This window comes from uncultured Allofournierella sp., from assembly GCA_944382705.1.
Lineage (GTDB): Bacteria > Bacillota > Clostridia > Oscillospirales > Ruminococcaceae > Allofournierella.
In genome coordinates this window covers 1-13,310 of sequence record CALWNE010000034.1, presented here as the reverse complement: position 1 = coordinate 13,310, position 13,310 = coordinate 1, and the positions used below count along the sequence as shown (strand labels likewise).

The following is a 13,310-nucleotide window of genomic DNA, read 5'->3' as shown; positions in this document are numbered from 1 at the left end:
TCATCAAGACCCTTCTCTTGATGAGACAGTAGTTATCCCCTCATGGATATCATGCCTACCAATCACTTTCAGCACACTGCCCAGAAAAACTTTCATATCAAAAGCAATACTTACATTCTTCAAGTACTCACGGTCATAAAAAACCTTGTCGTAATCGTTTAAAAGGTCACGTCCGTTAATTTGTGCCCAACCAGTGATACCAGGTTTTAACTGATCCACTCCATAGTAGCGGCGCAGGTAATGAACATTGCGCTCGTGACGAATCAGCGGTCTTGGGCCAATCAAACTCATATCCCCAAAAACAACATTAAACAACTGAGGCAATTCATCAATGCTTGTGTCTCTTAAAAATCGCCCTAGTTTGGATATGTACTCTTCTGCATTCTCCAACTCGCCAGTTGACGAATACTTTGGCGCTGTGCTTTTCATTGTTCTGAATTTTATGATATAAAAAACACGGCTATTTTGGCCAACCCGTTTTTGTCTAAAAAAGATAGGCTCCTTGGGACTATTTAGTTTTTGTAATATCGCAATTACAGCAAATGGGATGGCAAGTACAACAAGTGCAAAAGATGCGATTATTGTATCTAATAAACGCTTCCACCTCAAATATTTTTTTTGCTTCTGAGTCAACAAAATACGATGTTGCTTCATAATTTGACGAATTGGCTGCTGAACGGTCATTATCTACTTCCCCCAAAAGCACTATCTTAATTTTCTTTTTGGTAAGTTGTATAACCCTATTAAGGTCCTTTTTATGCCTTGTCTTATTTTTGCCAAAAATACACTCTTATTTTAAATCATAACTCATTTAGTTGCTTTTGGCAATGAATTTGCGCCAAAAATGTCGGGAATATTGCTATTTTCAAAATTAAGAACTAAAAATGTTTTTATATTTCGCTTAGACGCACTGCCTTACGCAATAAAAGGTTCCCGGATGCAGTCAAACTGTATTCCAGGAACCTTTTTATACAATACAAGGGCTTTTGTTGGGTTTGCCAAAAGCCAGCCACAGCCCTTTTGCCGGGGAACTTGTGCAGCCCCAAGATGTTATACTTTGCCGCTCCCCTCCCCTATGGATGCTCTTTGCACCCTCTCGGCAGGGATAAAATGGGCCTGTCGGTAGGCTCTGGGAGACATCCCGTACACCGACTTAAACGCCCTGGAAAAATGCAGCGGGTTTGCAGCTCCCAGCCCTGCACGGGTCAGGCTCTCCCGCACACGCAGGCCGTCAAACTCAATCCAAGTGTACTCCCAGGGGTCCTGCTCGTCGGCGCAGTAGGTGGTGGTTTGCCCTGGCAGTATCAAAAAGCCCTGGCCGGCTTCCACCGGGTAGCGGTGTTCCTCGGCATACAGTACTCCTTTGCCGGAAATCACATAATGAAATAGGTAGTGATTACGGCGATAAGGCCCATAGGAGTGCAGAGGCTCGGTGCGTTCCCAGCCATACTGATACAGATTCAGGTCCACAAAGCGTTCGTCCTGGAACACATGAAACAGCAATTTATTGACCGTATTTTCTCCTTTGGTGGCTTTCACGGAAAAACAACTTCTTTTCTGTTCATTGTGAATATTATATAGCATAATGCTATATTACTTCAACTTAAATCTAAATAATCCTTTAAATTGAGAGATAAAAAGCGGCAAAATGATATTTATATTTTTAGTCAAATTATATAATGAACACATTAAATTTGGAAATAAATTGTATATTATGCACATTTTACAAAACTTATCCCTATTTTTCAGCAGAACAACTAAATCTGTTGCTTTTTGTATCCGGCCGGTCAAAAAGCAGCTGATTCACAAAAGGTAAAACAGGAGGAACCAACCCATGAGTTTGATGCGCAGACTGGCCTGTGCCGGACTAAGTGCCTGCCTGGCTGCAAGCCTGGTTGGGTGCGACTCGAAGGATGACACCGTAAACCTGACCTTCCAAATTTGGGATGTGGCCCAGCGCGATGGCATGACCGCCATGTGTGAGGCTTACACCGCCCAGCACCCCAATGTACATATTGAAGTACAGGTAACCAGCTGGAGTGAATACTGGACCAAACTGAAGGCCTCTGCCATGAGCGGCAAGATGCCTGATATCTTTTGGATGCACACCAACGAAATTTTGAAGTATGCCGACAACGGCAAGCTGGCAGACTGTTCTGACATTGTGGAGACCAGCAACTTCTCGGGTGTTTCCCTTGCAAATGCCAGCGGTTCGGACGGCAAGCTGTACGCCGTACCCAAGGACAAGGACACGGTGGACCTGGTTCTCACCCATCCCGAAGCCAACCCCCGGCCCCTGCACCTGTGGCTGCGTGGCTTGGAGCCGGATGCCCTCTACCGGGTGGAAACCCTTAACATCTATGGTTGCCACAGTGCGCCCCAGGCTGGCCTGGACCTGGCACAGCAGGGTGTGGGTGCCGTGTTCAGCGGCAGCACTCTAATGAATGCCGGTTACACCCTGCCCCAGCTGGCAGGTGACTATCCCAGCGTACAGCTGTACCTGACCCGCCTGTAAAGGCTTGCCCGGTCAGGGGTATCTCTCATCACATAAAATTGCAAACAAAAGCCGCCCGGTGGATGTTCCTCCGGGCGGCTTTTGTTTGCCGTTTGATTTTTAAAAAGCAAAGGGGCCATGCCCATGGTTCCGTGGCATAGCTCCCCCAAAACCGCCTGCATTCAGGCGGGATGTATTTGTTATGAATCTACTTGCAGGGTTGGGAAGGAGGCAAAAAACAAGCAGCTGAATACCACTACCAAAGGCAGACAGGCCATCCAGATTGCCTGCTCCTTCAGGACAGGGCAGGCCAGGCCCCCGATGGCGGCTCCCACCATAAACGCCAGAATGCCCCCATAAAAATTCAGTGCATGGTACAGATGCTGTTTTTGGCGGGTTGCAAAAAACTGCCATAGCTCCTCGGTGCCGCTGCGCAGGTTGCCGGTGCACATAATAGTAGCAAAGGCCTGCCCATGAATGCGCCGGAACGCACCGTATTGCAGGGAGCACACAAAGGCTACGCAGATGTTTGCCACTCGGTTCCACCCTTCGGATTGAGGAATAAACCCCACCCCCCACAGCACGGTCAGTTCCGCCAACAAAATCCACTGCCGCCAGTGGAGATAGCGGCCAGGCTTCTGCTTGCCTCTGGCACGCACCATCCGGGTAATCACAATGCCCAGGGTAAACGATACAATTGGCACCAGATAATCCAGCGCCTGGGCCCATTCCCGCTGCACCGTGTGCATAGCCAGCAAGGCCAGATTTCCGGTTTGCGCATTGGCAAACACAGCGCCCCGGTTCAGATAGGTGTACACTTCCAAAAATCCACCAGATAACCCCAGCAGCATGGCCACCCGAAGGGCCTCGCTGCTTTCCACCCGCTGGAGCTGTTGTTCCTTCATGCAAAATCCTCTTTTCTGTTACTGCTTGCGTTTGCCCACAAAGCAAGGCGGCTGGGTGTAGCACTGCCCCATAGGCCCTGGCTGGGAGCGGCACAAAGCCGCCAAATCCGCAGCGGCGGCATGGGCCTGTACCTGGCCCGGCTGGGCCTGGCCCAGCCGGGCCAGCCGGGCCAGAGAGGTATCCGCCGGAAGGGCGGCCCCCCGCAGCAGCTCCAGCCCCTGGGGTGTAGCCCCCAAAATATGCAGGTAGCTGGGCATACCGCTGGTTTGGCCGGTATAGCCAAGAGCCGCACAAAGCACATACCGGCGCAGCCGGGCATGGGCGTATCGCTTGGTTTTTAAAAGGCTGTACAGTTCTTCCAGGCTGGTGGCACGGGCCACTGCCTGGGCCAGCCGATGCTCCAGGCCTTCCGCAGTGTCCCGCACCTGAGCCAGCTGCTCCACGGATGCCGCCCGCAGCCGGCTTAGAACTGCCAGCTCAAACCGAAAACCGCTGATGTCCAGCCCCTGCTGCTGGGCCTGCCGGTAAAGCTCCAATGCCTGGTCCGGCACATAGCCTTGCAGGCCCTGTGCGCCCTCTCTGGCCCATGCCTGGCGCAAAAAGGTGGCACTGGCAAAGCCCTCCTGGCCAGGAGTAAGCTGCCCATGGGCCGCTCCCTTGCGGGGCAGGGGCACCGGTTCAAGATGGCTTTTACTGCGCCGGATGGCCTTACAGTACTCCACACCCAAATTGTTGTTGGGGCTGGCCAGCACCTGCCCGGCCAAAGAAAGGAGCCTTGCAGCTGCTTTGGCTCTTGCGGCGGCAAAGGAGATGCCGGTGGCCAGCTGCCTGCTTAACTCCTGCTGAAACTCCGGCTCGTCCAGCAGGGCTGCGGTTTGTTTTAGTGCCTGTACCTCTGGGCTTTCGGCCCCAAACACCAGCCAGGAAAGCCCCGGCAAAGCCGTGAGCGCCGCCACCCCTGCGGCAGCAAAGCCCTCGGCGCTTTGCAGGGCACAGGGAGCGGGCAGCCCCAGCACCAAATCCGCCCCCGCCTGCAAGGCGGCCTTTGCACGCACCCAGGGTGGCAGCAGGGCCAGACCGCCCCGCTGGGTAACATCGGTGCTCATGCACACCGCCACAGCCTGGGCCCCCAGGGCCTTTGCCTGCTCAATCTGCCATGCGTGCCCTGCATGAAAGGGATCGTATTCGGTAATAATGCCTGCTGCAAGCATGAAAGGGCCTCCTTTGGGGCAGTTTTATGCTGGTTTTTTAGGTTGCAAACGAACTTATTCCATTATATAATAAAATCAAGACAATGAAAAGCTGTACTGCCTTTGGGCCATACCTGGTTCAGTGCTATGCGCACTGGGCTTGCTTTTTGCTTGTGCTTTTATTATTTGAACGAACAATTTTCGGGAGGAAACGATCACATGAAAATTCTGGTTATCAACTGCGGTTCTTCTTCTTTGAAGTACCAGCTGATCGACATGGAAAACGAGAATGTGCTGTGCAAGGGCCTGTGTGAACGCATTGGCATCAACGGCAGCAAAATCACCCACAAGGCCAACGGCCAGTCCTGGACCGAAGAAGCTGAGTTCCCCACCCATACCGAGGCTTTCTCCAAGGTAGTGGAAATGATGACCACCGGCGAGGGCGCCGTTGTGGCCGACAAGAGCGAAATCGGTGCCATTGGCCACCGTGTGGTGCAGGGCGCTGAGTTCTTCACCGAGAGCTGCCTGGCTGACGATGCTGTTATCGACAAAATCGAGGAGATTGCTCCTCTGGCTCCCGTGCACAACATGGCTCATGTGCAGGGTCTGCGCAGCGCCAAGGCTGTGTTTGGCGAGCATGTGCCCAACGCTGTGGTATTCGACACCACCTTCCACCAGACCATGCCTCCCAAGGCTTATATCTACGGCGTAAACTACGAGATGTACGAGAAGTACTCCATCCGTCGTTACGGCGCACACGGCACCAGCCACCGCTATGTAAGCAAGGCTGCTGCCGACTACCTGGGCAAGGATCCCAGCGAGCTGAAAATCATCACCTGCCATCTGGGCAACGGTTCCTCCATCACCGCTGTGGACGGCGGCAAGTGCGTTGACACCAGCATGGGCCTGACTCCTCTGGCCGGCGTTATGATGGGCACCCGCTGCGGCGACATTGACCCCAGCGTTGTAACCTACATGGAGCAGAAGCTGGGCATCCATGGCCAGGAAATGGCAGACTACCTGAACAAGACCAGCGGTCTGCTGGGCATTTCCGGCATCTCTAGCGACAAGCGTGATGTGGAAGAAGCTGCTCTGGCTGGCAACGAGCGTGCCAAGCTGGCAGAAGATATGCTGAACTACCAGATCAAGAAGTACATCGGTTCCTACACCGCTGCCATGAACGGTCTGGACTGCATCGTGTTCACCGGCGGCATTGGCGAGAACGACCACGGTCTGCGTGCCGGCGTGTGCGAGAACATGGACTTCTTCGGCATTAAGCTGGACCTGGAGAAGAACAAGCTGCGCGGCGCCGACATCATCGATATGTCCGCTCCCGACAGCCGTGTAAAGATCCTGATGATCTGCACCAACGAGGAGCTGATGATCGCTCGCGATACTCTGGCTCTGGTAAACGGCTAATTGCATTTTTGATGCTATACAAAAATCCCTCCTGCCAACCGGCAGGAGGGATTTTTCTTGCTAAAAAAACAGGCAGCAGGGCCCACACTGCCCTCTGCCTGGTGCGGGCAGTGCTTACTGCGCTGCCACTGCGTTATAAATGCGTTCAATCTCCTCCGCATTTTCACCCATCAGTTTGACGGGGTGCTTATAGTCCAGGTTCATCAAGCCCAGAATGCTCTTGGCGTCGGCAATGACACCCTTCAGATCCTTTACATTCACCTCATGCTCACATTTTGCTGCGGCATTCACAATGTCCTTTACCTGCTGGAAGCTGGAAACCTTGAGCTCTTTGATCATTCTGCACGCCTCCTTTGCTCGTTGGTCAACCGGTATACGGCTTTGGCCGAAAAGCTGTGCTTTCCTGGCAAACAGACAGTTTGCGGCGGGCTGCCAGCCGTTTTGCAGCCTCCTGTCCTGTTCACTGGCGCATTATAGCACAGAAAAATCAATTTGTATCCAATTTGATTATTTTTCTACCAGTGAAACAATTTAGCTCCACAAATACTTCTATTTTTGGTGCAATTCCATTGCACTTTTGCTGCACCTGCCAGTTCAACAACAGCACTTCACAGGATAGCCCACTTGTTTGCAGTTTATACATTCCTGCTGTTTTTTGCCTTTGGGTGTGCTGTTTTCCTTGCTCCAAAGCCCTTGCATCCCCGCTTAAAATCAAGTATACTAGACAGCAAGAGATAATGCAATACAGTAGTGCTTTAGTGTAAAAAATCATCCAAGCGCAAAAAGGAGGCTCACCATGAACCATGTCACGCTGCCTGCCGGGTACACCCCCTGCCTGGGTTTATACGACACCCAAAAAGCCATTGGCCTGATTAAGCAGATGTTTGAAATCAAGCTGTGCGCCGCTCTGCACCTCAAGCGGGTTACGGCACCCCTGTTTGTGGACCCTGCCCTGGGCCTGAACGATGATTTGAACGGCATTGAACGGCCCGTAAGCTTTGATGTGCCCGCCACCGGCTGCAATGCCCAGGTGGTGCACAGCCTGGCCAAGTGGAAGCGGCTGGCCCTGCACCAGTACGGCTTCCGGGTGGGCAACGGCCTGGTAACAGACATGAACGCCATCCGCCGGGATGAGGAACTGGACAACCTGCACTCCATCTATGTGGACCAGTGGGACTGGGAAAAGGTGATTGATGCCTCCCAGCGCACCCCGGAGTTTTTGCAGCAGACGGTGCAAAACATTGTGTACGCCATCAGCTCCACCTTGGATGAGCTGAAATGGCAGTTCCCCTCCCTCAACACTACCCTGTGCCGGGAAGTAAGCTTTGTAACCAGCCAGCAGCTGGAGGATATGTACCCGGATTTGACCGGTAAAGAGCGGGAAAACGCCTACCTGCGCCAGCATCCCACCACCTTTATTATGCAGATTGGCGGCGCACTCAAAAGCGGCCGCCCCCACGATGGCCGTGCCCCGGACTATGACGACTGGAGCCTGAACGGCGACCTTTTGTTCTGGCACGAAACCTTGCAGCAGGCCGTTGAAATCAGCAGTATGGGCATCCGGGTGGACCCCCAGGCCCTGGACCAGCAGCTGACCCTGGCCGGATGCGATGACCGGCGCAGCCTGCCCTTCCATCAAATGCTGCTGGCAGGCCAGCTGCCCCTTACCATCGGCGGCGGCATTGGTCAAAGCCGCCTGTGCATGCTGCTGCTGGGCAAAGCCCATGTGGGCGAGGTGCAGGTAAGCCTTTGGGATGAGCAAACTGTGGAAGCCTGCAAACAGGCAGGCATTCCCCTGCTGTAACATTGCACGGGGCTGAAAATTTCACAAATTGGCAATAATTTTCCAACAGTTCCCACATATCCTGGGGGTATACTAACACCATGGTCTTATTCCCCTGGCAGTTACTCCACTGCCAAGACCACTCCTCTTCATTCTTTTTTTGTGATTGAAATTCTTGCAAAAAATCCGCCCTGGCAAGCAGCTGCTTACCGGAGCGGATTTTTTGTGTTATATGGGGTTCAGTTTTTTCAACAGCTCTTGCCGGGCTGCCGGTTGTTCCGGTGAGTGTCAGCCGTTCAGGCCCTTCATGGTCAGGCTGATGCGCTTTTTCTTCACATCCACCTCCAGCACCTTCACCTTTACCACATCGCCCACCTTGACGGCCTGGCTGGGGTGCTTAATGAACCGGTCGCTGAGCTGGCTGATATGCACCAGTCCATCCTGATGCACGCCAATATCCACAAAGGCGCCAAAATCGATGACATTGCGCACGGTACCCATCAGCTCCATATCCGGCCTCAGGTCCTCCAGCCCCATCACATCGCTGCGCAGCAGGGGGGCGGGCAGCTCATCACGCATATCCCGGCCGGGGCGCAGCAGCTCGGCCATAATATCCCGCAGGGTAGGCTCGCCTGCGCCGGTTTCTTTGCAGAGTGTTTCAAACCCAATGGCCTGTGCCTTCTGGGGCAGCTGGGCAATGGCAGGGGTGCCAATATCCTTGGCAGTAAAACCGCAAAGCTCCAGCAGGGCAGCGGCTGCACCGTAGCTTTCGGGGTGAACTGCGGTGGAATCCAGAGGCTGCTTTGCCCCCGGCAGGCGCAAAAATCCGGCGCACTGCTCAAAGGCCTTGGGCCCAAGTCCCTTCACCTTTTTCAGCTGTGCACGGGAGGTAAAGGCCCCGTTCTCCTCCCGCCAGGCTACCACATTTTTAGCAGTGGAGGCGCTTAAACCTGCCACACGGGCCAGCAGCGGTGCACTGGCGGTGTTCAAGTCCACACCAACGCTGTTTACACAGTCCTCCACCACGCCGTCCAGGGTTTCGTTCAGGCGTTTTTGGGGCATATCGTGCTGGTACTGGCCCACACCCACCGCCTTGGGATCAATCTTCACCAGCTCGGCCAGGGGGTCCTGCAAACGGCGGGCAATGCTCACGGCACTGCGCAGGTTTACATCAAACTGGGGGAATTCCTCTGCCGCCAATTTGCTGGCGGAATACACGCTGGCACCAGCCTCGCTCACCACCATGTACTGTACGCCGCCCCCAATTTCCCGAATGACCTGGGCGGCAAAAATTTCGGTTTCCTTGCCCGCAGTGCCGTTGCCGATGGCAATAATCTGCACCCCGTGGCGGGCAATCAGGTCCTTGACCTTGGCTTTGGCCTGTTCCACCTTTTTGAACTCCGGAACCGGGTATACCACCGCCGTATCCAGCACCTTGCCGGTGGGGTCCACCACTGCCAGCTTGCAGCCCATCCGGTAGCCGGGGTCCATGCCCAGGGCCACCTTGCCTTTGATGGGGGGCTGCAACAGCAGCTGGCGCAGGTTTGCACCAAACACCTGAATGGCACCCTCTGCGGCCTGTTCACTCAGCAGGCTGCGCATCTCCCGCTCCATGCTGGGATGAATCAGCCGGGTATAGCTGTCCTCTGCAGCCAGTTCCACCTGGCGGGCACTTTCGCCGCCGCTGCGCTTCACAAACATCTGGCGAATGCCGCCCAGGGCCTTTTCGGTGTCCACCTCCACAGCTACCTTCAAAAAGCCTTCCCGCTCGCCCCGGTCCAGGGCCAGAACCCGGTGTCCGGCTGCCTTACTCACTGGCTCGCTGTAATCGTAGTAGGGTGCATAAACGCTGTCCTCCTCCTTTGCGGCCTTGCTTACCAGCCGGCCAAAGGTGGTGTAAAACCGGCGCAGCTGGGTACGCAGGCCAGCGTCATCGCTAATCTGCTCGGCCAAAATATCCCGTGCGCCAGCAAGGGCACTTTCTGCGTCCGGCACCTCCTCGCTCAGATACTGGGCAGCGGCAGCCTGCACATCCAGTGCTCCATCCTGGGCAAACAAGGCATCTGCCAAAGGCTGCAACCCACGGGCCTTTGCCACGCTGGCCCGGGTTTTGCGCTTGGGCCGGTAGGGGCGGTACAAATCCTCCAGCTCTGCCAGGGTTACAGCAGCCGCCAGAGCCTGCTCCAGCTCCGGGGTCATGGCTTCCTGCTGGCGGATGGCTGCATCCACCTCCTGACGGCGTTTTTCCAGCCCCCGCAGGTATTCCAGCCGGTCTGCCAGCTGGCGCAGCACCTGGTCATCCATTGCTCCCGTGGCTTCCTTGCGGTACCGGGCAATAAAAGGGATGGTGTTGCCTGCGTCAATCAGTTCCACCGCCGCTTCCACCTGCCGCTGGGGCAGGTTCAGTTCGGTGGCCAATACCTTGCAAAATTCCGTCATATTAGGCTCCTTTTCTATCTAACAGGGCAAACACAGCGCCGCCGGGCAGGCCAAAAGCCTGTGGGCAGCGCTGTGTACAGCAATTCGTTTTAAATAAGGGCGGGGTTTTCTTCTTCACCGCCGAAACACATTGGCCTTTGCAGCCTTGGCATCCATTCTGCGGCCCAGCAGGATATACACTGCCCAGACCACCAGGCAAACCGCCGACACCGCCAGCGAGACATTCAGCCCCTTGGTGTGGTATTCCAGCTGGATGGTGCTGTCCCCCTGGGGCACCTGCACCGCCATCAGTCCGTTGGAGACCTTCAGCACCGGCACCGGCTGGCCATTTACCGTGGCGGTAAAGCCCTCGTCATAGGGTACAGCCAGCAGCACCAGACTTTCCTGCTCTCGCTGGATGTGGGCGGTAAGGCCGCTGCCGGTGAGCTCCACCTGATAAGCCGCCATGCTGGCCCGCTGCTCCAAATCCTCCTGGTAGGCCTGCTGGGTAAGGCCGCTGCATTCCTCCGAGGTAAGCTGGCGCAGCAGGTGGCCGTACTGGGCAGCCTGTTCCTGGTCCAGCACCATGGCCCGCATCAGCAGATTGGAGCGGTTGCTTTCCGCCACTTCCTCCCATTGTTCGTTGGTAACATAGGCATCGTAGGCGTACACCATAGGCAGCCATTGGGTGTTTTCGTAAACCGCCAGGCTTCCCTGGGTGGCATAGTACCGCCAGGTATCCCCCAGTTTTTCCTCCAAGTCCGCCTGATCCTCCACCGGGCAGACGGTAAACCGCACGCTCAAAAGCCCCCGCAGGGCATAATCCTCCAGCTCTGGGGCACTGCGTACATCCCGCTTAACCCCCACGCTGGGGTAAAACTCTAAAATGGACGGGGCCACCGTGGAGTTAAAGGTCTGCAAATCGCTTTTGTTCATCCACAAACCCAGGTTATCGTAGCATTCGTAGTCATCAATGCGGTAGGCACCCTGGGGCAGGGTCTGAGCCAGGGTTCTTGCGTCCAGATACTGCTGCTGGCGGTAGTTTTTATCGTTGTCCCACTGGGCAAACTTGCCCACCGCAATGTGGGCTACCCCATACACGCAGCCAAAGGCCAGCACCGCAGCTGTAAGGCGGCGCACCAGCAGGGCGGGGTTTTTCTGCCGGGTCCATAAATACCAGAACACCAACACGCCCAGCGTACCCAAACCGAAATTCATCCAAAACTTGGCCGGTTCCTTCATAACGCCAATCTGCCAGCTTTCCTCCACTTTGGTGGGCACCAGGGCAAAGGCGCAATAGGCAGCCAGCACCGCCAGCGTAGGCCCAAAGCCCTTTTGCAAATCCACCTGGCTGGTGTGCTCCAGGCTGTACACCGTTGCGGCGCACATAATCAGCAGGGGCATATAAAACCACCGGGCATAGTAGCTGGAGTTCATGGCATAAAACAGCGAGTTCAGCCCCGGCACCAGCGCCATCACCAGGCAGATGCCCAGCAGCCGCTTAAAGGCAGTTCCCTTGCAGCTGCGGCAGTAGGCAATCACACCCACCATGCTTACCAAAGGCAGGTAGGCGGTCATGCTGGTCCATTTAATAACGCCCTCGGTAAAGATGGCAGGCATAAAGGGGCAGTCCGGCGGAAAAAACAGGCTGTACAGGATGGCTGCATACTGCTGGGGTTTGCTGTACAGCAGCAGGCCGAACCCATTGGAAAACTTGGATACACGGGGGTTGTTGGCCAAACTGTACACGGTGGGAATCAGCAGCACGCAGCCCATGCCCACACCCAGCAAACTTTCCCAGGCAAGGCGGCCAAACCTGCGCCAGTCCATCTGCCAGGGGCCCCAAAGGGTCATGCAGCAGAAATACAGCAGCAGAAACACCACCTGCCCCGCAAAAAAGAAGTAGTTGTTCAGCAGGTTCAGGGCCACCAGCAAGGCAAACATACCCCGGCGTTTTTTGTATACCGCCTCATCCAGCGACCAAAGCAGATAGGGGAACAATGCAATTACATCCACAAAGTGGTTAAAGAACACATTGTACACCGTAAAGCCAGAAAAAGCGTATAGGCAGCCCCCCAAAACCGCCAGGTTAGGTTGGCGGGTATACCGGCTGACCCACAGGTAAGCGCCTGCACCTGCCACCGCAAACTTTAAACAAAGCAGCGGCACCATCAAATAGGGCATCCAGCCAGAGGGAAACAGCAAACTAAGCCACCAGAAGGGACTGCCCACCAGATAAAAAGAGTAGCTGTTTAAAAAGCCGCTGCCCAAATCGGTGGCCCAGCTAAAGCTGGCCCCACTTTTTGCAAATTCGTTGGCGTAGTAATAAAAGGCAATCTGCTGGCTGTTAAAATCTCCAGCGTACAGAAAGAACCCTTGATCCACAATATAAAAAGGCAGCAGCATCATGGCTGCGCCCAAACCGCACAGCCCAAAGGTCAGCCAAAACTTATTTTGGCGGGGCTTTTGCAGCGTTGGCATTGATTGTTCACCCTTTCCTGTGTTGATGATTTCACATCTGCATCCCTTCAAAGTAGCCTCAAACCGTGCTACAATAGGCACAGTTACTTTGGTAAGCAAGGAGCGTGGCTTTTGTTATGAATACCTATCCCTTTAATGCCCTGGTCAGCCGGATGAAGTACATCCGCCGCTGGAGCCTGATGCACTCCGCCCGGCCGGAAACCCTCAGCGAGCACACCACCGAAACCGCCATTCTGGCCCACACCCTCTGCCTGATTGCCCAGGAGGTAACCGGCACACCGGTACGGCCCGAAACGGTGGCTGTGGCAGCCCTCTACCACGACGCCCAGGAAATTCTCACCGGGGATATGCCCACCCCGGTGAAATACAAAAACGAACGGCTGAAAAACGCCTATAAGGCCCTGGAAACCGAAAGTGCCGTGGCCATGCTGGGGCTTTTGCCTCCTGCTTTGCGCCAGCCCATGGCAGGCTACATGACCGGCCGTATTCTCACCGAAGCGGAGCAGCGGCTGCTGAAAGCCGCCGACCGGCTGAGTGCCCTCATTAAATGTATGGAGGAAGTGCAGGCCGGCAACCGGGAGTTTGCCGCCGCCATGGCCCAGCAGCGGGAAGCCCTCGC

Annotated in this window: 12 protein-coding genes; 4 read left to right on the top strand and 8 right to left on the bottom strand. The window is 55.1% G+C overall.

Annotated elements, in window-relative coordinates:
• Positions 1-3 precede the first annotated feature (3 nt).
• Both ACH2EM_RS04950 and ACH2EM_RS04945 read right to left on the bottom strand, forming a co-directional pair.
• Positions 4-684, bottom strand: a complete 681-nt coding sequence (locus tag ACH2EM_RS04950; RefSeq protein WP_395151020.1) for a sugar transferase — start codon at positions 682-684, stop codon at positions 4-6.
• Between the two features lie 366 nt (positions 685-1,050).
• Positions 1,051-1,539: an AraC family ligand binding domain-containing protein gene (locus tag ACH2EM_RS04945; RefSeq protein ID WP_395151018.1), complete on the bottom strand. Its 489-nt coding sequence runs from the start codon at positions 1,537-1,539 to the stop codon at positions 1,051-1,053.
• Between the two features lie 295 nt (positions 1,540-1,834).
• Between ACH2EM_RS04945 and ACH2EM_RS04940 the strand changes: the two genes are divergently transcribed.
• Positions 1,835-2,515 carry an extracellular solute-binding protein gene (locus ACH2EM_RS04940; protein ID WP_395151017.1) on the top strand — a complete coding sequence of 227 codons (681 nt, stop codon included), beginning with the start codon at positions 1,835-1,837 and terminating at the stop codon, positions 2,513-2,515.
• Between the two features lie 179 nt (positions 2,516-2,694).
• Here the strand turns inward: ACH2EM_RS04940 and ACH2EM_RS04935 are convergent, their stop codons facing one another.
• Entirely contained in the window at positions 2,695-3,399 is a 705-nt protein-coding gene (locus tag ACH2EM_RS04935) for a YoaK family protein (RefSeq protein WP_395151016.1), read from the bottom strand.
• 18 nt (positions 3,400-3,417) lie between these two features.
• Complete coding sequence (locus ACH2EM_RS04930) at positions 3,418-4,611, bottom strand: nucleotidyltransferase family protein (protein WP_395151015.1); 1,194 nt, start codon at positions 4,609-4,611, stop codon at positions 3,418-3,420.
• Between the two features lie 198 nt (positions 4,612-4,809).
• Here ACH2EM_RS04930 and ACH2EM_RS04925 point away from each other — a divergent pair, with 198 nt between their 5' ends.
• A complete protein-coding gene (locus tag ACH2EM_RS04925; RefSeq protein WP_395151014.1) occupies positions 4,810-6,009 on the top strand; it encodes an acetate/propionate family kinase in 1,200 nt (399 codons plus the stop codon).
• A 114-nt stretch (positions 6,010-6,123) separates the two neighbouring features.
• Here ACH2EM_RS04925 and ACH2EM_RS04920 read toward each other — a convergent pair whose 3' ends face one another.
• On the bottom strand, positions 6,124-6,348 hold the full coding sequence (locus tag ACH2EM_RS04920) for a hypothetical protein (protein ID WP_395151013.1): 225 nt from the start codon (positions 6,346-6,348) through the stop codon (positions 6,124-6,126).
• A 148-nt stretch (positions 6,349-6,496) separates the two neighbouring features.
• A complete protein-coding gene (locus ACH2EM_RS04915; RefSeq protein WP_395151012.1) occupies positions 6,497-6,697 on the bottom strand; it encodes a hypothetical protein in 201 nt (66 codons plus the stop codon).
• Positions 6,698-6,805: 108 nt separating this feature from the next.
• Between ACH2EM_RS04915 and asnA the strand changes: the two genes are divergently transcribed.
• On the top strand, positions 6,806-7,813 hold the full coding sequence (gene asnA, locus ACH2EM_RS04910) for an aspartate--ammonia ligase (RefSeq protein ID WP_395151011.1): 1,008 nt from the start codon (positions 6,806-6,808) through the stop codon (positions 7,811-7,813).
• A gap of 267 nt (positions 7,814-8,080) precedes the next feature.
• On the opposite strand, the gene ACH2EM_RS04905 is transcribed toward asnA, so the two are convergent.
• Both ACH2EM_RS04905 and ACH2EM_RS04900 read right to left on the bottom strand, forming a co-directional pair.
• Complete coding sequence (locus ACH2EM_RS04905) at positions 8,081-10,231, bottom strand: Tex family protein (protein ID WP_395151010.1); 2,151 nt, start codon at positions 10,229-10,231, stop codon at positions 8,081-8,083.
• Between the two features lie 114 nt (positions 10,232-10,345).
• On the bottom strand, positions 10,346-12,691 hold the full coding sequence (locus ACH2EM_RS04900; protein ID WP_395151009.1) for a YfhO family protein: 2,346 nt from the start codon (positions 12,689-12,691) through the stop codon (positions 10,346-10,348).
• A 116-nt stretch (positions 12,692-12,807) separates the two neighbouring features.
• Here ACH2EM_RS04900 and yfbR point away from each other — a divergent pair.
• Positions 12,808-13,310, top strand: a 503-nt coding sequence (gene yfbR, locus ACH2EM_RS04895) for a 5'-deoxynucleotidase (protein WP_395151008.1), incomplete at its 3' end; no start/stop codon positions are given.